The sequence below is a fragment of the Cytobacillus purgationiresistens genome (assembly GCF_030813235.1).
In the GTDB taxonomy this organism is placed as follows: domain Bacteria; phylum Bacillota; class Bacilli; order Bacillales; family Cytobacillaceae; genus Cytobacillus; species Cytobacillus purgationiresistens.
On sequence record NZ_JAUSUB010000033.1, the window covers coordinates 25967 to 49693 of the forward strand.

A 23727-nucleotide genomic window follows, 5' to 3' on the forward strand; every position below is an offset into this window, starting at 1 on the left:
TGAGTGTTTTATAAAAGTTTCGTTAGCTTGCTGCCAAACGGGAGCATCAGTAGCTCCTTTTCTGTAAAAACCTTTCCTTTTAACACAATATATAAATAGACCACCGCTCCAATTGCTGCCCCGCTAAGCGCTTGGAAACTTGCAACTAATCGTATATCTCCGTTTGAATACAAACCATTTGTCAGCTGCAAATAAATGGAGAGCGATAACACCATGCATCCCGCAGCAAGGACAATAAGAAAAACAAATCTCTTTTTTACAAGCGGTGCCTTCACATGAATCTTCAACTTAGCTAATAATAAAATAAGGATGATGCATAGAGCAATACATGAAGCAATTGCAGCACCTGCAATATCTCCTTTTGGCACATAGATGATATTTAATATATATTTCATAATACAGCCAATCAATATGATAAACGCTGGATATAATATATACCCTAAGCCTTGAAGGATGGCTGTCACAGTAATGATGAGGGAACCGAATAAAATTAAGAAAGACAGAATGGCTAAAACCTCTGATCCCTTTGCGTTTTCAAAAAGCATAATATTAGTCGGTTCGATAATGGACCATAAGCCAGCGGTGGCTGCCACACCAATGACCAAACCCATTCGCAATACGAGGTTTATCATGCCGTATAATGATGCCTCATCCTTCTTCATCTTTTCCTTTGTAATCAGAGGTACTAAGGAAAGGGCCATCGATGTAGCTGCCACTAGTCCCAGTTGTATCAGGGGCTGGCCTCTGTCATAAACCCCCTTCATCTGCTTTGACTCCAATTCACCAAAACCCGATGAAACCAGCAGCGAATATAAATTAAGAGAATCTGCAAGCTGAATAAAAATAAGGAGTAAGCTGCTGACACAAATGGCAAAGCTATGAATTAATAACGACTTTACCACCTGCCAGCTGCCTTTCATTCTCAAGCTTCCGCAGGCTATATAAGGACGGCTTTTCTTCTCTTTATATAGAAAAACAAGTAAAATGATAACAGCTGCTAGTCCCCCTGCAATTGATCCAAAGAACGCACCGCCACCAACCTCATAGAGGGAATACCCTTGCTTGGTGAATAAAATCGCGGTAAAAAGGATGATGGCCACTCTTATGAATTGTTCTGATACTTGAGAAATCGCGGTAGGAACCATATTCTCCTCACCCTGAAAATAGCCTCTCAACAAAGAAATAACAGGTAGAAGCAGAAAGATAAACGAAACCACCCGCAACGGACCTGCCAATTCAGGATCGTCCATTCTTATTGCAAACCAGTCTGCCCCCCAATAAAGAAATGAAAACCCCATGAATCCAATGCTCGATATGACGATGGCAGAGATCACAAATAAATTTTGTGCAGGTTTCCGGCCTTTCTCGCTTGCCTGCTCGGCATATAGTTTTGATATGACGACAGGAAATCCAGAGGTTGCTAACACTAATGCAATCCCATAAAACGGGTAGATTTGCTGATATATGTAAAATCCAACGTCCCCAACAATATTTTGAAAGGGTACGCGGTAGGTCGCACTTAAAATCTTTATTATAATTGCTGCTGCCGTTAAAATAAGTGTACCTTTAAAGAAACCATTAGACTGATGAACGGGTTTCAGTTCGTCCATCTCCTTTCCTGTCCAACTACCTGCTTCCGTTCGATTCCTTGTTAGAAGGAGGTAATGCGGCGGTTACAAGTCTAGTGCAGCCGCCTTCGATCTTCTATTCTTTCGACTGTAATATAGTATATATGTCTTTGCCATTTCATGTCGAGCATAGACAAAAGTCTAGCCATGGGATAAAAACGCACAAAAAAAGGCAGCACAGGCTGCCCTTTTAAAATTTATGATTCCATTTGTCTAGCTAAAAAGCTCGCTGCTGTTTCAACTGACTTGTGCTCCACTTCACCTATCGAATCTTCTTTTGCAATGATAACGACGGCTCCAATGGGATCTCCATTAGCTACAATTGGTGCGATTGTATAGGATGATACCGATTCTGTGTTGCCATCAACAATTGAAATGTCACCTGATTGGGTAATGAGAACAGAGCTGCGATCTTCCATCGTTTTTTCAAGGAGTTCGCTGACGCTCTTATTTAAGTAGTCCTTTTTGGATCCCCCTGCAACTGCGATGTATGTATCTCTATCGCATATTAAGACCGGATTACCTAAGCTGTCATAAAGTGCTTCTGCATACTCTTTAGCAAAGTCACTAAGTTCGCTAATCGGCGAATATTTCTTTAAGATGACTTCCCCATCACGGTCTACAAAAATCTCCAAAGGGTCTCCTTCGCGTATCCGCAAGGTTCTGCGAATCTCTTTAGGAATTACTACACGACCCAAATCATCAATACGACGAACAATACCTGTTGCCTTCATTCAACGTTGCCTCACTTTCATCTGATGATTTTTAACGAAAAGCGGAAGCATCTCAATACTTAACCCCTTCAGACACAGGACAATGTGTTTCAAAAATCCTCCCATCATCTATACTAAGCATAGCTTTAGTAGTCGTGATTTTCTGAAATCCCTTTTCTGATGTTGGGTTAAGCTTCGGAAGCTGACATCCGTCTATGTCAAAAGTAAATACTTTTAAACGGTGTTCTTCTTCATTCGCTTTACTTTTCTTACAGCCATGATTCAATTGGGAGATAATGAATGCATCGCCATGTTTGAACTTAGTATCTTTCATATGGAAAGTTATATGCATGTCCAAATATTTTTTTCTTGTAGGTGTGTTTCATTCCAGAAAGGGATAAACATGTCAAAATAAGTGTCTTACCCTTGAATTACCCTTGTTCTATTACACTAAACATTTCATATATGTCAATTGGATTACCATCATTTGTCTTTTTTAACCGATTGTTTTTTCCTGTGATTTTTTAGAATCGTTCATTCCCTGAATGAATTCAAATGCAATTTGGAGCCATTTTTGGGCCGGGACACCTTTAATATGAAGCACCGCTTTTAATTTTTTTCCATCCATACCTAATCCAATCATTCGGCCATATTGACTGCTTAGCTTAAACACTTTTTGGCCATCGATTTGCGCACTTCCAGTTTCCGATAGTACGATGCGCACTTCATCTTTTACTTGTTTCACTATTTCAATGCCAGCCAATTCCCCATATACTTTCATTTCTGCAACTTTAAATAAGTAAGATACCTCATCCGGATATTCTCCAAAACGATCCATCATTTCATCTTGAAGCTCTTCGACATCCTCTAAAGAGTTAATTCCTCTGAACCTTTTATACATTTCAATTTTTTGATGACCATCTGAAATGTAAGCGTCAGGTATATAGGCATCGATTTCGATTTCGATTTCCATTCGTTCCTTCTTCGGTTCTCCACCAATCTTTTCTTTTCGTTCTTCGATGGCTTCCTTCAACATTTGTGAATAAAGGTCAAAACCGACGGAATCGATAAATCCATGCTGTTCTGCACCTAACAGATTACCTGCCCCGCGTATGGTTAAATCACGCATGGCGATTTTAAAGCCGGAGCCAAGCTCTGTAAACTCTTTAATTGACTGCAGTCTCTTCTCTGCAACCTCTGTGAGCACTTTATCTTTTCGGTAAGTAAAGTACGCGTAAGCTACCCTGTTAGAGCGCCCTACCCGTCCTCTTAACTGATAAAGCTGTGAAAGGCCCATCTTATCTGCATCATGAACGATCAATGTATTTACATTTGGAATATCGACACCTGTTTCAATAATAGTGGTACTTACTAAGACATCATATTCTCCTTCTAAAAATCCAAGCATGACACTCTCAAGCTCATTCTCGCTCATTTGACCATGGGCATATGTCACCCTCGCATCAGGAACCAGCATGGATATTTCTTCTGCCTTCCGCTCAATGTCTTCCACCCTGTTATATAAAAAGTATACTTGCCCATCTCGTGCTAACTCTCTTTCTATTGCTTCACGAGCTAATACACCGTTGTATTCCATCACATAGGTTTGTACAGGAAAGCGATTTTCAGGTGGGGTTTCGATGACAGATAAATCCCTCACGCCAAGCATCGACATATGCAATGTCCTTGGAATAGGTGTTGCGGTAAGCGTCAAAACATCGACATTTGTTTTTAATTGCTTGATTTTTTCTTTATGTGTCACTCCAAAACGCTGCTCTTCATCTATGATAAGCAAGCCGATATCACGATAAGATAAATCTTTAGATAATATTCGGTGCGTACCTACCACTACATCAACTGTGCCCGCCTTTAAACCTTTAATCGTTTCAGTCTGCTGCTTTTTCGTTCTGAATCGGCTTAGCATTCCAATTTCTATCGGAAAATCTTGAAATCTCTCTCTCATCGTTTCAAAATGCTGTTGAGCAAGAATGGTTGTAGGTACGAGGAAAGCAACCTGCTTGCCATCTGCTATCGCTTTGAAAATCGCCCTAATGGCTACCTCTGTCTTCCCATAACCAACATCTCCGCAAAGAAGACGATCCATTGGTCTTTCCCGTTCCATATCCTTTTTGATTTCATTAATGGAGCGAATTTGATCTTCTGTTTCCTGATAAGGGAATGCTACTTCAAACTCTCGCTGCATATCTCCATCCGGACTAAATGCATAACCCTTTGATGCTTCTCTTTCTGCATATAGTTTAATTAAATCATCCGCGATGTCTTGCACTGATGATTGAACTTTTTTCTTTACGCGTTTCCAATCGTTTCCGCCCAGCTTGTATATTTTAGGCTCCTTAGATTCAGAACCTACATATTTTTGGACAAGATCAATTTGTTCAACGGGTACATATAGCTGATCGCTTCCTTGATAACGAATGTTCAAATAATCCTTATGTACACCGTTTATTTCTAAGGTCTCAATCCCTAAATACTTTCCGATCCCGTGATTGACGTGAACGACATAATCTCCTACTTTTAGCTCCGAATAACTTTTAATCCGCTCTGCATTCGATAGCTTTTGGCGGCGGGTTTTCTTTTTTGTGCGTTTATTAAACAGCTCTTCCTCCGTAATGACTGCAAGCCTCTGGTTATTTAATTCAAAGCCAGTTTGCAGACCACCCTCCATGATCTGTATCCTTCCTTGTGCGAGGGATTGACTGTCAACAGTAATCATACTTTCAATTTCATAGTCTTCTAGTACGTTTTGCAGCTTTTGCACCCGTTCCTCATCCACACCGAGAAACACAACGGCATAATTTCCTTTTTTCCAACGTTCCAACTCAGACTTAAGCACATGCATTTGACCGTGGAAATTTTGCATCGGCTTACAGGAGACATTAATAATATTTTGCGGATTCGTATTAGGTACATGACGAAGGAATAGTGACATATAAGTAATTGGATGCTTTGTTACATGCATCAGCTCTTTTAATTGATGTGACGTTTGCACATCATGAATAATTTGTCCGTCACCTAAAAGACTCGTATACCATTCAGCTTCTTCCTTTTCTAGCGAATCGTTCATCTCTTGCACTCTGCTAATTTCGTCAATGAAAATCAGCCCATTCTCTGGAAGATAGTCTATTAAACTACTTCCCCCATCGTAGGCGAGTGATAAATATTTAAATAATTGCTCAGGCTTATTGCCCATCTTTAACTGCTCTAATTCAAAGCCCACATTTTGCGCTAAGCTCTGTTTTGCTTGATCATCCTTCAGCTTTTTCAGGCTTGTTCCTAATCCTTTCTCAAGCTGATCAATGATTCTTTCAAAGTGCTCTGCTTCCATTGGGGTTTCAGTAGCGGGGCCAATTAGCACTCGATCGACCTTTTCCTTTGACCGTTGATCCTCCAATGAGAAGTAACGGATGGAATCTACTTCTGTATCAAATAACTCGATTCGAATAGGGTCCATTTCAGTCAATGGATAGATATCTATGATTCCGCCTCTTACACTAAATTCACCTGGCGAAGACACCATCTCAACTCTTTGATACCCCATTTTCACAAACCTTTTTAATTGTTCTTCCGTTAAGTCGTCACCGATTTTTAATAATAATTGCGCGTTTCTCCAAATTGAAGGCGGCGGAAGAATCTTGCGAAGTCCGGCCATCGGCACAATCATAATGCCTGAGCGTTGATTGCTCCAATGATTCAATCCTTCAATTCTTTGAGCTTTCAACTCGGGACTCGCTATACTTAATTCAGCCGCTATTAATTCATTGGCTGGATAAAGAAATACTTCATCCTCCCCTAATAAATGAAGCATGTCATCATAAAGCTTTTGAGCCTGCAGCAAATTATGCGTAGCGATCAACATCGGCTTTTTTGATTGTTCATAGATAGAAGCTAAGAATAATGTTCTTGCTGAGCCTGTCAGCCCAGAAATAATTTGCTCCTTTAAGCCTTCATCTATTCCCGACAAGACGGACATTACCTCGTCCTGCTGTGTAAAAATACGTTTAAGCCCTAACATGGCAGTGGTCCTCCTATTTAGAAAAGCGCAAGCGCCTTGCGCGCTGGAGCTAGACATTATTCTAATTGAAAAAATTTATATTTATCTTTTTAGAAAAGCATCAGTACCTTTTTAAAGCGCTACAAGCCTCCCGAAAAAATAATATCGGGAAGCCGTGTAGAATGGAACTGTACTAAACAATTATCTATTTATACTATTTATTCGTTCTTGCAAGTGAAAGCACCTCCTGTGTTAAACACAGCTTTTTAAAACCGAATCAATGTTACTAGGTACTTTCACCCTTACCAGAAAAGCGAATGGGCCTCGCTCAGCCCCGAAAAGCATAAGACGCAGTTGAAATGAAGGTTGATCTTTACCTTCAATTCAACTGTGGCTTATAACCTCGAGTGGCTAGGCGCTGTCGCCTTGCTCATCGCCGTACAAACGGTAAGGGTTGTTCTTTCGATAAAGGAAACACCGTGAGCGGTAGTGAACCGATGTTGACTTATCGCAAGGAGGAGTCATGAAGTTTGATAGGTGATAGGCGCTGGAGTTAGACATTTTTCTAAATTGAAAAATGCACACTTCCTTATCTTGTAAAGAAATAGAAAAACGCTTTGGATGAACTGTCCAAAGCTCTTTAATGAATGAGGAAATCTTGCTGATGATAGTCAGGGTTACGTTCTAACGATTCCTGGCAATCTTCACAAATGGCTTTTACCTGCATATCACCTGATGAGTTATATGAAATCATATCCTGTCTTTCTTCATCATTCAGCTTATGGAAGCCTAAATGCTCCGCATGAACAGATTTCTCTTCAATCGAACCCAGCTTTGTGTCACAATGGCGACAATAATAATGGATGGCCACCTGCCTGTCCCTCCCTAATCGAGTCAATTTAGCTTTATTATTGACTCTTAGCAGTGAAGTTATTCAGGTCGCAATCTATTAAGCGGGTTCATCATCTATTTAATACTATGATAGCACAAGTTTTTTATGAAGGTTTATTGATTATAAACATTCATAACTTGTAAAAATGGCTTTTCTAGCCAATCTTCACATGCCTCTGTACATTTTTTTATCATTTCCTTCATCTCTTCTTGTTCTTCAGCTGAGAATTTACCAAGAACATAGTCAGGTACCTTCATTCCGCTTGGCGGACGGTCAATACCCACTCGAATTCTGTTGAATTCCGGTGTACCGATATGTGCAATCGTTGATTTAATCCCATTATGTCCGCCAGCACTTCCCTTTTGGCGAAGTCTAATCCTGCCAACTGGCAAATCTAGGTCATCATAAATAACAACCAAATCTTCAATATCAATATCATAATAATCCATTAACGGTCTAATCGATTCTCCTGATAAATTCATATATGTAAGTGGCTTCAAAAGAAAAACCTTCTCGCCTTGGATATGTCCAACTCCATATATCCCTTTAAATTTCGATTGATTAAGTGAAATACCCCATTTTTGTGAAATGGCATCAATCACCTCAAAACCAATATTATGTCTTGTTCGATCATATGGCTTACCCGGATTCCCCAAGCCTACAATTAACTTCATCATCTCATCCCCGCTTATTTATAATGTTGAGGAGGCTTGCCCAGGGGCGACAAGCATAAGACAAAGTCTATAGAAAGGTGTTCTTTACCTTTATATAGGCTTTGACTTATGACCTCGAGCCCCTAGCCTCCGACACTGGACTATTTATAATGTTGAGGAGGCTTGCCCAGGGGCGACAAGCATAAGACAAGGTCTATAGAAAGGTGTTCTTTACCTTTATATAGGCATTGGCTTATGACCTCGAGCCCCTAGCCTCCGACACTGGACTATTTATAATGTTGAGGAGGCTTGCCCAGAGAGGAACGCAGGCTAAGTTTGCCACGTCATGTGGCAACGCCTGCATCATCCACATCCTGTGGACGTCAAGCATAGGGCAAGGTCCTCCACGTCTTGTTTAAGGCCTGTATAGACCTCATGCATAAGACAAGGTCCACAGAAAGGTTGTTTACCTTTACGCAGGCCTTGCCTTATGTCCCCAAGTCATATAGCCCTTCTAGGCATAAATAAAAGCTGACCTAGAGATTCTATAGGCCAGCCCAAGTTATATAAAGGCTTTAATGAATAAATGACCTTTATTCTTCCTTTTCTTTTGCATCTGTTTCTTGAGATCCCTGCACCTCACCACTGTCAACAACCTCTTCAACTCTAGGCGGAAGAATGGATAAGAGTACTTCATCCTCTTCGTGATTAATAATATAAGAAGAAGCACTCTTCAAATCGGCAATGGTCAAGTTGTCACCTACTTGAAGTTTAGAAATGTCCACATCAATCGATTGTGGTATTTTATCTGCTGTAGCAGTAACAGAAACTTCATGGAAGGATTGCTGCAATACGCCACCCTCTTTTACTCCAGGCGCATCTCCCACAAGATTAACAGTAACATCCGCTGTTAATTCAGTTGTTTTATCTATAGATAGAAAATCAGCATGTACAATATTATTCTTTAAAGGATTTGCTTGATAATCCGTTAATACAACATCATGTTTTTTACCATCTAAGTCTAAAGAAAAAACACCGTTTCTCCCTACTTCTTTAATGGTTTTAATAAAGTCTGCCTCACTGAAAAAAATCGATTTACTCTCCATCTTTTTTCCATATACAACAGCTGGGACATTCCCCTCTTGTCGTATACTTGTTAAAAAGGAATGACGAAATTCCTTTCTTTCCTTTACTTGTAATACAGTTGCCATGATAACGTCCCCTTTCATTTTTAAGGCTTATACTTAATAAATTCCCTAAATCTCAAAAGTCTAAACGTCTAAGCTCAAATAACTATACACAATCAATTTCAGAAACAAATTCGTAATGTTCTTTATTTTCAAGAGAAGGACTTGCTTTACTAGCAAGCCTTTGATTCTATCTACTTATATTAATCAAACAGGACACTAACGGATTGCTCTTCATGAACACGAATTATCGCTTCTCCAATAAGAGGAGCAACAGAAAGTTCAACAATTTTGCCTGTTTTCTTTTCTTCTGCTAATGCAATTGAATTAGTGACAACTAATTCTTTAATTTGTGAGTTTTCGATTCTGTCAATCGCAGGACCTGATAATACCGGGTGAGTACAGCAAGCATATACTTCAGATGCACCGTTTTCTACAAGCGCATTGGCAGCAAGTGTAATCGTCCCTGCAGTATCAATAATATCGTCAATTAAAATCGCAATTTTGCCTTCGATATTACCTACGATGTTCATAACTTCAGCCACATTCGGTCTTGGACGGCGCTTATCGATAATAGCAATCGGTGCTTTTAGTTGATCCGCCATTTTACGTGCTCTTGTAACTCCGCCATGGTCTGGAGAAACAATTACAATATCGCCTTCTACTCTATCCTTGAAATACTCGGAAAGAATTGGCACACCCATTAAGTGGTCAATTGGAATATCAAAGAACCCTTGAATTTGCGGCGCATGCAAGTCAAGTGTGATGACGCGAGTTGCTCCAGCAGTTTCTAGTAAATTTGCAGCTAATTTCGCTGTAATTGGTTCACGCGCTCTTGCTTTACGGTCTTGGCGTGCATAGCCATAGTAAGGCATAACAATATTAATTGTCTTTGCAGATGCACGTTTGAGGGCATCAATCATTATTAAAAGCTCCATTAAGTGCTCGTTAACTGGATTGCTTGTTGATTGAATGACATAAACATCACAGCCGCGAATGCTTTCTTCGATGTTAATTTGAATTTCTCCATCACTAAAGCGAGTAACAGAGCATTTTCCTAATTCTACACCGATGAATTTAGCAATTTCGCTAGCTAAGTCTCTATTTGAATTTAAACTAAATACCTTTAAATTTGGATCTAAATATTGATTTGACATGATGCGCCTCCATGATATTTATTTCTTGTTTAATTTTTCCGCATAATCTTCTTTATTCACTTGGCGTGCGCGGGCAATTGAAAGGGCTTTTCCCGGTACATCCTCTGTAATAGTTGAACCTGCAGCAATATAAGCACCTTCTCCGATTGTAACCGGAGCGACTAAATTTGAATTGCATCCGACAAAAACGCCGTCTTCTATTTTAGTCAGATATTTATTTTTTCCATCGTAGTTAACTGTAATCGACCCGCAGCCTAGGTTCACATCACGACCGACTTCCGCATCTCCAATATAACTTAAATGTGATGCTTTGCTTCCCTTGCCAAATACAGCTTTTTTCACTTCAACGAAATTACCAATCTTAACTTCGTCGTGAATATCTGATTGCGGGCGTATGTGAGCAAATGGACCGATATTCACTGATGAGCCTATTTGGCTGTCAACAGCGACGGATTGTCGAATGGCTGTTTGATCTCCTAGCTTACAGTTTTCAATCTGTGTATTTGGTCCAATGACGCAATCGGATCCTACTACCGTGTTCCCTGATAAACTCGTGCCAGGATAAAGAATTGTATCCATGCCTATCTCAACATCCGCACCAATGTACGTATTCATCGGATCGATAATAGTGACGCCGTTGCGCATATGCTCCTCATTGATGCGTTTTTTCATGAAGCTTTCAGCTTGCGATAGTGCCACACGATCATTTATCCCTAAGGTTTCCTCGAAGTAAGCGGTTTGATACGCTGTAACCACTTCCCCTTCGCCTTTAAGGATTTCAATTACATCTGGTAAGTAGTATTCCCCTTGAACATTATCATTAGAAACTTTTTTCAATGCAGAAAACAACGCTTGGTTATCAAAGCAATAGGTTCCTGTATTGATTTCTTGAATCTGCAGTTCCTCTTTTGAGGCATCTTTATGTTCTACAATCTTTTCAACTAAACCATTGTTGTTGCGCACCACTCTGCCATAGCCTGCTGGTTCCGCAGTCCATGCCGTTAAAATGGTTGCCTTAGCGGATTGTTCTTCATGATGCTTAAAAAGTGCTTCCATCGTTTCAGACTTAATTAGTGGCGTATCACCGCAAACTACGATGGTTACGCCCGCCTTGCCTTCAAGCAAGTCCTTCGCTTGCATGACTGCATGAGCCGTGCCGAGCTGCTCTTCCTGCAAAGCAAAAACACTTTTCTCACCTAGCTGGGTTTTAACCAATTCTGCACCGTGTCCGACAATTGTTACGACCTTTTTCATCTGAAGCTTTGAAACATGATCAACCACATGTTGCACCATTGGCTTTCCGCAGACAGGGTGCAAGACCTTATAAAGCTTAGACTTCATTCTAGTCCCCTGTCCGGCAGCTAAAATGATCGCATATCGATTAGACATTCCGAGTCCTCCAATTAACCTTTTTATCCATAACAAAATATATCTCAAATAAGGTATTATTTCAAGGAAACAAGGGAAAGTACATATTTTTGTCAATCCAAAAGGTAAAAACTTGATGTGAAAATGAATAAATGAGGAGATTTTTCTAAAAAATTGGGTATATCAAAATGGAGTCGGTTCTTGGTCATCTATGTAAAAAGGAGCGAAAAGTTTTAAAAAATCTAAGAGCCCATACTATGAGTAAAGGCTCCATTGATTGTATATTTTTTTACGAAGCGCCTGCTTCTTCAAATTCAACTTCTAATTCACCTAAACGGTGGTACTCTGCTAGTACTGCTTCTTGGATTTTACCGCGAGTCCCGGAATTAATAGGATGAGCAATATCTCTAAATTCTCCATCCGGAGTACGCTTACTTGGCATAGCCACAAATAAACCGTTGTTCCCATCAATCACACGAATGTCATGAACAACAAATTCTTGATCCAAAGTAATAGATGCTATCGCCCTCATGCGTCCATCCGTATTAACGCGGCGTAATCTTACGTCAGTTACTTCCATTCTGTTCACCACCTTTTCCAGAAGATAAAATCCTAAATTATACAATTCTACATCTTTTTGAAATCTCCTTCTTTAAGAAAAAAATATTTCGGAATTTTAGGTCAAATGTTTTAGGTGATTTGTGTAATGGACGACTTTAGGGGCTTTTACCTCAGATACGATGGGGATGAACAAAACTATTATCTGCTGCGAGCGATTCTAAGGACTGAAGCATATAAAAAAAACGCCCGTATTATTTAACGAGCGCAATCACTTCTATTTCTATTAGTGCATCCTTAGGTAAGCGAGCTACTTCCACGCATGACCGGGCTGGCTTATGTGTATGAAAATACTCTCCGTATACTTCATTTATAGCTGAAAAATCATCCATACTTTTAATAAAAACAGTGGTTTTAACTACCGTTTCAAGTGAAGCTCCGGCTTCACCAAGAACCGCCTGGAGATTTTTAAAAACTTGATGTGTTTGTGCTTGAACATCTCTTTCTACCATTTCTCCATTAGCAGTGAGCGGGATTTGACCTGAACTATAAAATACATTATTTACAATGATTCCTTGTGAATATGGGCCTATAGCTGCTGGTGCTTCATTTGTTTGAATGACTTTCATCCAATTTCCCTCCCGAATTTAATATATGAGCGAAGAAATTTCCTGCTGTCACATTAATTTGCTTCTCTTTCACATCAACGTCTGAAAGGCGCACCAAAGATAAGTGATCATTAACAAGACGCTCCTCAGATTTTTCAGCTTCAACTAAAACTGCAATCCCCGCAAGCTTTGCTTTAAACTCATCAAGCATGCTTACCATACCGTTGACTGTGCCTCCAGCCTTCATAAAATCATCTACAATCAAAACATTTGAGCCTTCGTCCAAGCTTCTTTTCGACAGGACCATTGTTTGAATTCTTTTGGCAGAGCCTGATACATAGTTAATGCTTACAGTAGAACCTTCCGTCACTCTACTATCTCTTCTTGCTATCACTACAGGTACATTCAAATAGTTCGCAACTGCATAAGCAAGTGCTATTCCCTTTGTAGCAACAGTCATAACAACATCTATTTCTTTATCAGCGAAAGCAGACGCAAATAGACGTCCACATTGTTGCACAATGAGAGGATCACCTAATATATCTGTCATATAAAGGTATCCGCCAGGCAGCAACCTGTCAGGGCTGGCAATCAACTCACAAAGATCCGCAATAATCGGCGCTGCATCCTCTTTCCTTACCCTCACCTGATACCTTACTCCGCCTGCCGCTCCAGGAACAGTTTGTAATGTCCCGATTCCACGATGCTCAAAGGTTTCTTTTATTATCGCTAGATCTTCACTAATGGAAGACTTTGCCGATCCATATCTTTCAGAGAAAAAGGTTAAGGATACCAAATGACGCGGGTGTTCTAATAAATAATTTGTCATATCTATTAAACGCTCGCTCCGTCGAAATTTCATGATTGGAACCCTCCTATCAAATCCGAATATTTTAACGTTAATATATCATTAATGTACGGATTTAATCAAGTCTATGTCTTTCACCAAGCATACGCACTGCGAATACCTGATCACAGAAGCCTCTAAGGCCATTATAAATTCGGTGCATTCTAGAGTCATGATGAACAAGACCAAAAACGGTCGGACCGCTGCCGCTCATTAATACTGAATCTGCGCCAAACCTTTTCATTTGCTCTTTAATTTGATTGACCTCTGGATGCATTTTCAAGGTTACATCCTCAAGTACATTCGCCAAACGGTTACAAACAAGATGGTAATCACCTGTATCAATTGCATGAATCATCTCTCTTGTATTTGGATGCGTCACTCCGTTTAAGTTCAGTCGTCGATAAACATCCGCTGTAGAAACCCCAATAAACGGCTTTGCTAAGATTACCCAGCAAGTTGGCGGGGCAGGGAGCGGTTGAATAATTTCCCCTCTTCCGGTAGCAAGGGCTGTCCCCCCATATACACAGAAGGATACATCCGAACCGATTTCCGCTCCAATCTCCGCTAATTCATCCAATGACAAACCTAATCCCCATAACCTGTTCAATCCACGGAGCGCTGCAGCTGCATCACTGCTCCCCCCGGCCAGACCCGCCGCTACTGGTATGACCTTCTCGATAGCTATGCTAACGCCTTTATTAACATGAAAGCGTTCCTTTAGCAAAACCGCTGCTTGATAAGCTAGGTTTCTATGGTCATCAGGCACAAAACGATTATGCGAAATAATTTTAATTTCATTTGTATCTAGTAATGTTAATTCGAGGCGATCTGCTAAATCAATGGTTGTCATAATCATTTCAACCTCATGATATCCGTCATCCCGCTTGCGCAGAACATCCAATGATAAATTGATCTTAGCAGGAGCCTTAACCAAAAGCTTCAAAGTCTCCACCCACTTTATAAAATTCAGCGACTCCATTTTTTGTCCTATTTTACCACAAAACTCGAAAAGTAAGACCTCTTACGAAATATTATTCAATATTAAGATTAGTTCATGCTTTGCCGACCGCTGAAATGGGAGCGAAAAATAAAGCCGAAGCGCTAGGCCTCGGCTTTAAGCAGTGGTCTTATTTATGATTTTAGCAAGTATACGTTCAGCCTTTATTTTGAAGGTTTTGCTGTGCCATTTCTACTGCACGTTTGACCATATTGCCAGCATCCTTAGCCGTAATGCCGCCCCAGCCTTCTTTTTGGACAACATCATAAAAACCAAGCTCTTTTGCAATTTCTTCTTTTAGACCTTGTGACATGATGCTTTTTCTCCTGCTCATCATCATCCACTCCTTTTCACTGCCTGTTCTTATTATGTCAATGTAGACTATCGTTAACCCATTTATTTTTCTTATTAGAAACCATACAAAAAAGCCGCAAACTTTTTGTTTGCAGCTTTCTTTTGAAGTCATATATGTCAGCTTAAAGCAACATGTCCTGATGTGTCCTCGTAGAAGGTAATTTGAACCGTTTCTGTTAAAACATCCGCATAGCTGTAAGATACACGTTCAAACGCATTTTCATCTTGATCTAATTCAATGACGAATACAGATGGATATGTTTCTGCTAAAACGCCTGAACGCTCAATTGTCTTTCTGCGTCCGCCATTAGCCTTGAGCAAGAGTCTTTTTCCAAGATTTGAATCAAGAGCTTTTTTAATATCCGATAATGTTTTTGCCATTCGGTCCACCTCACTATGTAAAGTATATCACGCTGACACAAAATAGTCAAATAAAAATATAAATTATAACAGTTATTAAATTTAGTTGTCAATATATTTTCATCTACTTTTTCTGCTATTTTTCAACAACTATAGTTTTTCCCTTAAATTAGGTAAATATGTGCATGAAATTAATCATATATTGGAAAACAAGAAAAAATAGGTTATTAGTTCACACTTTTACTCTTTTCAAGAAAAGCGCAAGCGCCTTGCTCTATCAATGATCGCAGACTAAGGACTCCACTTCCTGTGGTAACGTCTGGATGCCCCATATCCTGTGGGCACAGGACACAGAAGGGCTTCAGCTGATAAAGGAAACATGGTTAGCGAACCGATGTCGACTTATCGCAGTGAGGAGAACTGAAGTTTGATAGGCGCTAGGACGCTTGCGCTCCACATTTTTTGAAAAAATTTCTTTGTCTTGCTTCGAATATTTGAGAATGGATGAAAAAACAGGCATGCCTATTCACAAGAAATACCTGCTACACTTCTTCATCTGTATTAGTGTTCTCTTGATGAAACGGCATTCCAGTTCTTAGCACACCCATTGTTTCTATACCGCCTAAGCCTCTTTCACCAGTTAATGTGTTCCTCAATACATCCCACACATTAATATGGTCAATAAATGGGGTAAAACTAATTTTACTAACGATATAAACGGGATCTAACGCGTGTATATTCACTCTTGAGGGCGAGCTTGCAAAATTGGCACCAGCATGAATAAGCGATTCAAAATGCGATTGACAGGCACCAGCAAAGATCACAAGCTGATCCAAGTGAGGAATCCTTCTGCGGGCTTCACGCACGGTTTGAACAAAATGCTTTGAATGCCGATAAGCATTAATATTATTCTTGTCACCCTTTGTTTTAGAATAGGCATCATGTCCTGTGATAACTAAAATATCCGGCCTATAATAATCGATGAGTTCACCAACCTTATTCTGCATCTCTTTCTCGCTGCAATGAATACCTGTCACCGGCACACCAATTTTTTCATATAATGAAAGGCATTTCTTCAAATACGATTGATCCCCATCTAAGTGAAGAACCCTGCCAGGCAATTGGAAATAATTGAATGATTTGCTATAACCATCTGTTGCAGCAAACTCTTGTTTCTCATTTAACAAACTTACATCTTGGCGAAATAATTCTAAAGACTGCGCTTCTAAAGAACGGTATTCTTGTGCAATCTTCCTTCTATCCGACTGACTCATCACAATTAAATCCTCATAAGGAGCATCTGCAATTAGCCGTATATCCTCCCCGTATAGCACCGCCTGCTTCTTCCCACCCTGTTCCTTTATGTCTATCACCCGAAACATAATATCACAATGGTAAGAGATCCTCCCGACGATATCCATCATATTTATTGTCACTGTCGTCACTCCAATTAGGCCGTTTCCGAATCTGTTTCAGTGTTAAAATATGCATGGGTGCACAAACTTGTGCCTGGAAGAGCCTGTTTATTACTAAAACAGCGTTTGAATACAATCAAATTAATTCAAAGCAGCATTAAAACGATTTCTTTGAAAAATGGCGGTATCATACATCCCATTTCCTCAACAGCTACTGTACTTGCGTTTTTATGTCTCCACGGATGATAGATGCCCATTGGGTTGATACTCATTAAAAACCATTTTCGAATAGTGAGAAAGCCTGCAAGCAGGTAAGCACCCTTTTTAAGGGTCCTGTTTACTTTTCCATTTACCAAGGCTTTTTTACAGTAAAAACCGATCCCGCATTCCTCTGTGAACACCAATAAAGGGGTTCCCCAAAAATGATACTTAATCACTTTTTAGGGCACCCCTTTGTCTTTGATTATTGAAAGTGAGTGTAAAGATGGTCACTTAAGCGGGCAAATTCCTCTAGCGAAAGAGTCTCTCCTCTTCTACTTGGTTCAATTCCAGCCTGGTGAAGCGCCTCTACAATTTGTTCCTTCTTCGCCTTGCCATTTGGAAGCTGACTTGATAAATTATTTAACAATGTCTTTCTTCGTTGAGCAAAGCTCGCTCTCGTTACTTGGAAAAAGAATGATTCACTCTTGACCGCAACGGCAGGCTCCTGTAGCTTTGTTAACCTAATGACTGCGGAATCGACATTTGGCTGCGGAACAAAAACGGTTTTTGGCACAATCATTACCGTCTCAGCTTTCATATAGTACTGAATGGCAATCGATAGTGAACCATAGGTTTTCGAACCTGGCTTAGCCGCTATTCTATCTGCGACTTCTTTTTGCAGCATGCAAACAATACCCCGGATTGGCAGTTTATCTTCCAGCAGCTTCATAATAATAGGCGTGGTCACATAGTATGGGAGGTTCGCCACTACCATAATATCGTTCATACCTTCAAACTCTTCTTCAATCGCTGTTTTCACATCCGCCTTTAATACATCTTCGTTAATCACTTTTGTATTAGAATAAGGCGCAAGTGTCTCTTCAAGAATCGGCAAAAGCCGCTGGTCAATTTCAAATGCGAGCACCTTTTTACTTCTGCGTGCAAGCTGTTCTGTTAAAGCACCGATTCCTGGTCCTATCTCAATCGCACCGGATTCTGGCGTTAGCTCCGCATGATCTACAATTCGGTTCAGTATATTTGTATCAATCAAGAAGTTTTGCCCAAGACTCTTCTTAAATGAAAATCCGTACTTATCCAGTATTGCTTTTGTTCTAACAGGGGTCGCGATATCTTTATGCATCGTGCTCCTCCTTGCGTATTTTTTCTATAGCTTCACCAAATGCCTCTTTACTAACCTGAAACATACTTAATCGCTTATGCAGTTGCTTCCCGTTTGTATAGCCGATTTTCAGAAGCTGCCCAAGCCTTTCTCTCCGCTCCTTAGCACCCGCCCCGCCAATTAACCCTGCAATGATTAAATCTTCTTGGCTGATAAGCGTCACAGGCTCCTCATTCATCATATGAGCGCTTTTTAGCGCCTCCCTGATGATTTCCGGGGAAGCATGCTCTACGCCCACTCCCTTGCCGAGTTTATGTATCGCTGCATGCTTTTCAATGAATGCATGCTTGCATCCAGGGACATGCTCTGCAATTGTATTCCTGATCTTTTGTCCAGGGAAGTCTGGATCAGTTAACACAATCACACCTCGAGTCTTCTGTGCGAGCTTAATTTTTTCAATCGTTTCCATATTTATGGCAGAACCATTAGTCTCAATAGTATCCGCATTTAATGCGCGTTTGATTGCAACGGTATCATCCTTGCCTTCAACGACAATAATTTCCTTGATTCTCATAGATCCTCCTCACAAACTTACCTTGTAAAAAACGCGAAGTTTTCACAATAAGAAAAGCGCAAGCGCCTTGCTCACCCTTAGGCATAGACCATAGAGAGGGTAGGCACTGAAGCTGGACATTTTCAAATTGAAAAATTTATACTTTCTTGTCTTTCAATAAAATAAATTAAGCTTTCTTAAAAAAAATGATTTATTTGCAAAAAAGTTGAAACATTTTTGTAATGTTTATCGTCTAATTATATATAAATGTATAAGATTCACATTCATGACCTTTATTATATATGAAACTGACTTCAAACAAAAAGTCCACATGAAATATACCACATAAAAAAGCAGAGGACGAATCCCCTGCACAAAAATGATTAATTAAGAATTTTAATTTTTACTTGCTTACGTCCCCAACGATAAGCGTCAGATTTATCAGCAAAGAAAACATCAATCTTATTGCCCTTAATAGCAGAACCTGTATCGGCAGCTACAGCATAGCCATATCCTTCCACATACACTTTAGTACCCAATGGAATGACGCTCGGATCTACTGCAATAACCTTGGCTCCCGGGTTCGCCTTTAGATTAATCCCTGTAGCAGTTGTACCGGAACACCCATTACAACTAGCAGTATAGGCTGTTGAGCTTACATACATTTCCTTGCCGCTCGGCTGTCCATTCGTGTTCGTTCCGCGTGAAGCAACTTGCATGACAGGTGCCGCTTTTGTACCGACCGCTACCACTTTATCTTTTTTGTCTTTTACAGTATTTTCACTAAGTAATTTTCTTGAGACCTCTTTGCCATTTTCACGTACGATTTCGTATTCTTTTTTCAAAAGACCTTCCTGGCCGTCTTCAACAACCTTTTCTGCGCCTTTATCCATGCTGTTGTCTTTTCTTGTAACAACGGCAAAACGAATAGGTTCTTCCACTACATCGGTGACTTTTTCAACGCGAATGACCTTTATTTCGTCATCTTCTTTGATTGTCTCTTCCAATTTTGGCTCAACACGATCTAAATGATTCAGCTTAATATCATGATCTGATAAAAAGTCAGCGACCGTAGTCGAAGTTGTCCATAGCTGTGACTCTTTCCCTCCGTCAGCTACCTTGAGCTGAAAAGCCTTATCAATCTCGACTTCCATCTCATGTTGAATGGCTTCTTCCGGAAGCGGCTGTACGACATCGTGCTTATTTACTTCAACATTCTGCTCCTCGAGCAGCTCTTGAACTGTATCAGCAGTCGTCCATACTTGATCCTTCTCATTACCTTGCTTAATTACCACCTGTTTTGCTGGTTCCCAAACTACCTCTAAGTTATTTTTCACCTGGGTATTTACCGAGGGAAATACATAATCTTCTGAGCGTAATCCGATATCCATATCATCAAATATATCTTGAATGGTCTTTGCATGTGTTTTTATAACTTGGTCCTGGCCATCTAGTGTAAGTGCGACTGTTTTCTTCGATGTTTCGAAAATCAGAAAGCCGCAGGCAGCTGCAAATACTATTAGACTAGCAGAAATAATGGCCCAATTCTTCTTACTCAAAGACTTGGATAACAGGTTTTTCATGTATTTTATCACGATGAAAATTGCCTCCTTTTCTCTCGGAGTGATTATATAGAGTATCTTGCTGGCTGTCAACACTCTCAATTTCGATTTTTCAAGAAAGGCTAATTTCTTACACTGCTAGAAAAAAGCATTTACCCTCTGAAAACAGCAAGGGGACTGGGAAAGTTTAAACTCTTCACTACACCTCCTGTAATTGCTCTCTTCTTTCATAAAAAATAATTTCTCAAAGCATTTTTCAGCTTTTCTTTCCCAAATTATTCTCCATAACCAACCTTATTCCCTCTTGAAAAATCAGAATATTCCCAAACATAGTCTCTATTATGCAAAAAAACATAGAATTTGGAAAGCGAGAGTTATCGACATGGTTATCCTATGAGACCGCAAACTCATGTAGAACTTTTTAGAATAAGAAAAAAATTGGACAAGCTTCGCTTACATCTGACATAATCCGCTATCAGTTTATGCCGAATAATTTTTTTGCATTTTCGGTTGTTACCCTTGCAACTTCCTCTACTGTAAGCTCCTTAATCTCTGCAATTTGCTCTGCCACAAGTGTCACATAGCTTGGTTCATTTCTTTTTCCACGGTAAGGATGTGGTGCTAAATATGGACAATCTGTCTCAATTAATAATTTTTCAAGCGGGATGTCTGCCGCAACCTCTTTCGGTTTTTTTGCATTTTTAAAAGTAACTGGTCCTCCTAGTGAAATATAGAAGTTCATGTCCACACATTCCTTTGCTACTTCTGGACTTCCACTGAAACAATGCATGATCCCCCCTACTTCTTCTGCCCCTTCATCCTTTAAAATTTCTACGATATCTGCTGTTGCTTCACGGTTATGAATCACAATCGGCAATTTCACTTTTTTCGCAAGCTGAATTTGCTTCCTGAATACTTCCTTTTGGACATCTTTTGGTGATTTATCCCAATGATAATCAAGTCCCATTTCTCCGATTGCTACTACCTTCGGATGGCTGGTAAGCCCTTCAATCCATCCAAGATCCTCATCAGTCATATCAATCGCATCTACTGGATGCCAGCCTATGCTTGCATAAAGGAAATCATATTCCTCAATTAATTCCATCGCTTTATTGATGGTTGGCCGATCAAATCCTACTACAACCATGTTGGAAATTCCCGCTGTTTGCGCCCTATCAATGACTTCTTTTAAATCCTCGTTATATTGTTGATCATTTAAATGAACATGCGTATCAAAAAACATCCAATCTTCTCCTTTTATCATTTTTTATATTTGTGTTACAAATATTTCATAGTGATATCAAAAAGTATATGCAAAGAGTATTATCCTAATATAGATAAAACGTTACTCATATTAATCAAAATGAATTGATATTTATAATATTTCACGATTTTATTTTTTAAAAATATTATTTAAAAAAGAAAAACATAGAAATGTTCTTCGTAAGCCTTTCTACGTCAACATTTCTATGTCCGCTTATTTGTAATAAATCAGATGGCTGTTCTTACTTCACTCTAGCGCCTAAAGGAAGTGATTCTGCGACCGTGGCTAATGAAAGTTCTCCATTCTCACTTCCTGCTAAAATCATTCCTTCAGATAATTCTCCGCGTAATTTTACCGGTTTTAGATTAGTCACGCAAATGACCTTTCTTCCAACTAATTCTTCCGGCTTATAGAACTTGGCAATACCTGAAACCACTTGACGCTTTTCATAGCCAAGGTCAAGCTGCAGCTTTAATAATTTATCTGCTTTTTTCACAGGCTCAGCCTCTAGGACTTGTGCAACACGGAGATCCACCTTCATGAAATCATCGATTGCAATTTCTTCACTATCAGGCTTCTCCATGACCTTTTCCTCCTCAGCAGGTGCTGGAGCGGATCCTTGCATTTTTGTTTTTATAAATTCAACTTCTTCGGCAATATCTAAGCGTGGGAATATCGGCTGACCTTTTTGTACTTTAATATCCTCAGGAATCGCACCAAATGATTCTAAGCTTTCCCATGAAGTAAGCTCTTCCTTATCAATATTTAATTGAGCAAAAATTTCTTTCGGTGTTCTTGTTAAGAAAGGCTGAAGTAGAACAGCAGTCCGTCTTAGTGATTCGGCTAAATGATACATTGTACTAGCAAGCGCTGCACGTTCATCTTCATCTTTCGCAAGCACCCATGGTTTTGTTTCATCTATATATTTATTGGTTCTGCTCACTAGCTGCCAAATGGCTGTTAATGCAACAGAGAACTCCATTTTTTCCATAGAGTCTTCATATTTGCTAATCGTTTCTTCATTACACTTCACCAAGGCCTGATCAAACTCTCCTGTTGATCCTTGATAAGCAGGGATCACGCCATCAAAATACTTATCAATCATAGCAATCGTACGATTCAACAGATTTCCTAAGTCATTTGCTAAGTCAAAATTAATTCTTTCGACAAAGCCTTCTGGTGTAAATACACCATCTGCTCCAAAAGGCACTTCTCGTAATAAATAATAACGTAGTGAATCTAGGCCATAACGGTCTATTAATGTTACAGGATCAACGACATTCCCTTTGGATTTTGACATTTTTCCGTCCTTCATCAATAGCCAGCCATGTGCAAATACTTTCTTTGGCAGCGGCAAGTCTAAAGCCATCAGCATGATTGGCCAATAAATCGTATGGAAGCGCACAATTTCCTTCCCTACTAAATGAACATCTGCTGGCCAATAGTTCAAGTATTTAGAATCATCATCCGTTCCATATCCTAAAGCAGTAATGTAGTTGGATAAGGCATCAATCCAAACGTAGATAACATGCTTTGCGTTTCCAGGGACCTTAATTCCCCAATCAAAGGTTGTCCTAGAAACGGCCAAATCTTCAAGACCTGGCTTAATAAAGTTATTGATCATTTCATTTTTCCTTGATTCAGGCTGAATGAAAGATGGATTCTCTTCATAGTATTTAAGCAAGCGATCAGAGTACTTGCTCACTTTAAAGAAATACGACTCTTCCTTAACTTTATGAACTGGACGTCCGCAGTCTGGACAATTTCCATCGACTAACTGAGTTTCTGTATAGTAGGATTCACATGGTGTACAGTACCAGCCTTCATATTCACCTAAATAAATATCACCTTGCTCCAACAGCTGTGCAAATATCTTTTCCACAACTTTCTTGTGGCGTCCCTCTGTTGTACGGATAAAGTCATCATAGGAAATATCAAGCTTCTTCCATAGATCTTGAATGCCTGACACGATCTCGTCCACATACTGTTGCGGAGTGACACCTTTCTCTTCAGCTTTTTCCTGGATCTTTTGCCCGTGTTCATCTGTCCCAGTTAAGTACATTACATCGAAACCACGCATACGCTTATAACGAGCCATCGCATCTCCTGCAACAGTCGTATACGCATGACCTATATGTAGATTGCCACTCGGATAATAAATTGGAGTTGTTAAATAAAATGTTTTTAATTTTTCCTCCATGATTGTTCCTCCTCATTCATATTGTCCCCATACAAACTTTTAAGAACAGTTTCTGCTTAACGAGCATTGATAAAA

Annotated in this window: 22 protein-coding genes; all 22 read right to left on the minus strand. The window is 39.8% G+C overall.

Annotated elements, in window-relative coordinates:
• Positions 1–8: 8 nt before the first annotated feature.
• The gene (locus tag J2S17_RS24215; protein WP_307478754.1) at positions 9–1610 is read right to left on the minus strand and encodes a putative polysaccharide biosynthesis protein; all 1602 of its coding nucleotides are present in this window, start codon (positions 1608–1610) and stop codon (positions 9–11) included.
• Positions 1611–1825: 215 nt separating this feature from the next.
• A complete protein-coding gene (gene spoVT / locus J2S17_RS24220) occupies positions 1826–2362 on the minus strand; it encodes a stage V sporulation protein T (RefSeq protein ID WP_307478757.1) in 537 nt (178 codons plus the stop codon).
• A 52-nt stretch (positions 2363–2414) separates the two neighbouring features.
• Positions 2415–2675, minus strand: a complete 261-nt coding sequence (locus J2S17_RS24225; protein ID WP_307478759.1) for a hypothetical protein — start codon at positions 2673–2675, stop codon at positions 2415–2417.
• Between the two features lie 162 nt (positions 2676–2837).
• Positions 2838–6374, minus strand: a complete 3537-nt coding sequence (mfd, locus tag J2S17_RS24230) for a transcription-repair coupling factor (protein ID WP_307478762.1) — start codon at positions 6372–6374, stop codon at positions 2838–2840.
• Between the two features lie 619 nt (positions 6375–6993).
• Entirely contained in the window at positions 6994–7224 is a 231-nt protein-coding gene (gene fin, locus J2S17_RS24235; RefSeq protein WP_307478765.1) for an anti-sigma-F factor Fin, read from the minus strand.
• 134 nt (positions 7225–7358) lie between these two features.
• The gene (gene pth / locus J2S17_RS24240) at positions 7359–7919 is read right to left on the minus strand and encodes an aminoacyl-tRNA hydrolase (RefSeq protein WP_307478766.1); all 561 of its coding nucleotides are present in this window, start codon (positions 7917–7919) and stop codon (positions 7359–7361) included.
• A 572-nt stretch (positions 7920–8491) separates the two neighbouring features.
• Entirely contained in the window at positions 8492–9109 is a 618-nt protein-coding gene (locus J2S17_RS24245) for a 50S ribosomal protein L25/general stress protein Ctc (RefSeq protein WP_307478768.1), read from the minus strand.
• A 179-nt stretch (positions 9110–9288) separates the two neighbouring features.
• A complete protein-coding gene (locus J2S17_RS24250; protein ID WP_307478771.1) occupies positions 9289–10242 on the minus strand; it encodes a ribose-phosphate diphosphokinase in 954 nt (317 codons plus the stop codon).
• An 18-nt stretch (positions 10243–10260) separates the two neighbouring features.
• A complete protein-coding gene (gene glmU, locus J2S17_RS24255) occupies positions 10261–11631 on the minus strand; it encodes a bifunctional UDP-N-acetylglucosamine diphosphorylase/glucosamine-1-phosphate N-acetyltransferase GlmU (protein WP_307478774.1) in 1371 nt (456 codons plus the stop codon).
• Between the two features lie 268 nt (positions 11632–11899).
• The gene (gene spoVG, locus J2S17_RS24260; protein WP_066192095.1) at positions 11900–12190 is read right to left on the minus strand and encodes a septation regulator SpoVG; all 291 of its coding nucleotides are present in this window, start codon (positions 12188–12190) and stop codon (positions 11900–11902) included.
• A gap of 232 nt (positions 12191–12422) precedes the next feature.
• The gene (locus J2S17_RS24265; RefSeq protein WP_307478780.1) at positions 12423–12797 is read right to left on the minus strand and encodes a RidA family protein; all 375 of its coding nucleotides are present in this window, start codon (positions 12795–12797) and stop codon (positions 12423–12425) included.
• Entirely contained in the window at positions 12775–13638 is an 864-nt protein-coding gene (gene purR / locus J2S17_RS24270) for a pur operon repressor (protein ID WP_307478782.1), read from the minus strand. The genes J2S17_RS24265 and purR overlap by 23 nt, the downstream gene beginning before the upstream one ends.
• Before the next feature lie 61 nt (positions 13639–13699).
• A complete protein-coding gene (gene ispE, locus J2S17_RS24275; RefSeq protein ID WP_307478785.1) occupies positions 13700–14569 on the minus strand; it encodes a 4-(cytidine 5'-diphospho)-2-C-methyl-D-erythritol kinase in 870 nt (289 codons plus the stop codon).
• Between the two features lie 211 nt (positions 14570–14780).
• Positions 14781–14957 carry a small, acid-soluble spore protein, alpha/beta type gene (locus J2S17_RS24280; protein WP_307478836.1) on the minus strand — a complete coding sequence of 59 codons (177 nt, stop codon included), beginning with the start codon at positions 14955–14957 and terminating at the stop codon, positions 14781–14783.
• 137 nt (positions 14958–15094) lie between these two features.
• A complete protein-coding gene (gene veg, locus J2S17_RS24285; RefSeq protein ID WP_307478787.1) occupies positions 15095–15358 on the minus strand; it encodes a biofilm formation stimulator Veg in 264 nt (87 codons plus the stop codon).
• A gap of 521 nt (positions 15359–15879) precedes the next feature.
• A complete protein-coding gene (yabG, locus tag J2S17_RS24290) occupies positions 15880–16773 on the minus strand; it encodes a sporulation peptidase YabG (protein WP_307478789.1) in 894 nt (297 codons plus the stop codon).
• 125 nt (positions 16774–16898) lie between these two features.
• Entirely contained in the window at positions 16899–17189 is a 291-nt protein-coding gene (locus J2S17_RS24295; RefSeq protein WP_307478791.1) for a hypothetical protein, read from the minus strand.
• 26 nt (positions 17190–17215) lie between these two features.
• Positions 17216–18094 carry a 16S rRNA (adenine(1518)-N(6)/adenine(1519)-N(6))-dimethyltransferase RsmA gene (gene rsmA / locus J2S17_RS24300; protein ID WP_307478794.1) on the minus strand — a complete coding sequence of 293 codons (879 nt, stop codon included), beginning with the start codon at positions 18092–18094 and terminating at the stop codon, positions 17216–17218.
• Complete coding sequence (gene rnmV, locus J2S17_RS24305) at positions 18087–18647, minus strand: ribonuclease M5 (protein WP_307478797.1); 561 nt, start codon at positions 18645–18647, stop codon at positions 18087–18089. Before rnmV ends, rsmA begins: the two co-directional genes overlap by 8 nt.
• A 362-nt stretch (positions 18648–19009) precedes the next feature.
• Complete coding sequence (locus J2S17_RS24310; protein ID WP_307478839.1) at positions 19010–20209, minus strand: resuscitation-promoting factor; 1200 nt, start codon at positions 20207–20209, stop codon at positions 19010–19012.
• 454 nt (positions 20210–20663) lie between these two features.
• Positions 20664–21431, minus strand: a complete 768-nt coding sequence (locus J2S17_RS24315; RefSeq protein ID WP_307478800.1) for a TatD family hydrolase — start codon at positions 21429–21431, stop codon at positions 20664–20666.
• A gap of 262 nt (positions 21432–21693) precedes the next feature.
• A complete protein-coding gene (gene metG / locus J2S17_RS24320; protein WP_307478804.1) occupies positions 21694–23652 on the minus strand; it encodes a methionine--tRNA ligase in 1959 nt (652 codons plus the stop codon).
• Positions 23653–23727 lie beyond the last annotated feature (75 nt).

Coding starts and splice junctions, on each gene's coding strand:
- spoVT (WP_307478757.1), bottom strand. CDS start 2,362: ATGAAGGCAACAGGTATTGTTCGTCGTATTGATGATTTGGGTCGTGTA.
- J2S17_RS24280 (WP_307478836.1), bottom strand. CDS start 14,957: ATGAGCAGGAGAAAAAGCATCATGTCACAAGGTCTAAAAGAAGAAATT.
- rsmA (WP_307478794.1), bottom strand. CDS start 18,094: ATGCATAAAGATATCGCGACCCCTGTTAGAACAAAAGCAATACTGGAT.
- mfd (WP_307478762.1), bottom strand. CDS start 6,374: ATGTTAGGGCTTAAACGTATTTTTACACAGCAGGACGAGGTAATGTCC.
- J2S17_RS24215 (WP_307478754.1), bottom strand. CDS start 1,610: ATGGACGAACTGAAACCCGTTCATCAGTCTAATGGTTTCTTTAAAGGT.
- pth (WP_307478766.1), bottom strand. CDS start 7,919: ATGAAGTTAATTGTAGGCTTGGGGAATCCGGGTAAGCCATATGATCGA.
- J2S17_RS24315 (WP_307478800.1), bottom strand. CDS start 21,431: ATGTTTTTTGATACGCATGTTCATTTAAATGATCAACAATATAACGAG.
- J2S17_RS24250 (WP_307478771.1), bottom strand. CDS start 10,242: ATGTCAAATCAATATTTAGATCCAAATTTAAAGGTATTTAGTTTAAAT.
- spoVG (WP_066192095.1), bottom strand. CDS start 12,190: ATGGAAGTAACTGACGTAAGATTACGCCGCGTTAATACGGATGGACGC.
- J2S17_RS24225 (WP_307478759.1), bottom strand. CDS start 2,675: ATGAAAGATACTAAGTTCAAACATGGCGATGCATTCATTATCTCCCAA.
- metG (WP_307478804.1), bottom strand. CDS start 23,652: ATGGAGGAAAAATTAAAAACATTTTATTTAACAACTCCAATTTATTAT.
- J2S17_RS24310 (WP_307478839.1), bottom strand. CDS start 20,209: ATGAAAAACCTGTTATCCAAGTCTTTGAGTAAGAAGAATTGGGCCATT.
- veg (WP_307478787.1), bottom strand. CDS start 15,358: ATGGCAAAAACATTATCGGATATTAAAAAAGCTCTTGATTCAAATCTT.
- purR (WP_307478782.1), bottom strand. CDS start 13,638: ATGAAATTTCGACGGAGCGAGCGTTTAATAGATATGACAAATTATTTA.
- J2S17_RS24265 (WP_307478780.1), bottom strand. CDS start 12,797: ATGAAAGTCATTCAAACAAATGAAGCACCAGCAGCTATAGGCCCATAT.
- rnmV (WP_307478797.1), bottom strand. CDS start 18,647: ATGAGAATCAAGGAAATTATTGTCGTTGAAGGCAAGGATGATACCGTT.
- J2S17_RS24245 (WP_307478768.1), bottom strand. CDS start 9,109: ATGGCAACTGTATTACAAGTAAAGGAAAGAAAGGAATTTCGTCATTCC.
- glmU (WP_307478774.1), bottom strand. CDS start 11,631: ATGTCTAATCGATATGCGATCATTTTAGCTGCCGGACAGGGGACTAGA.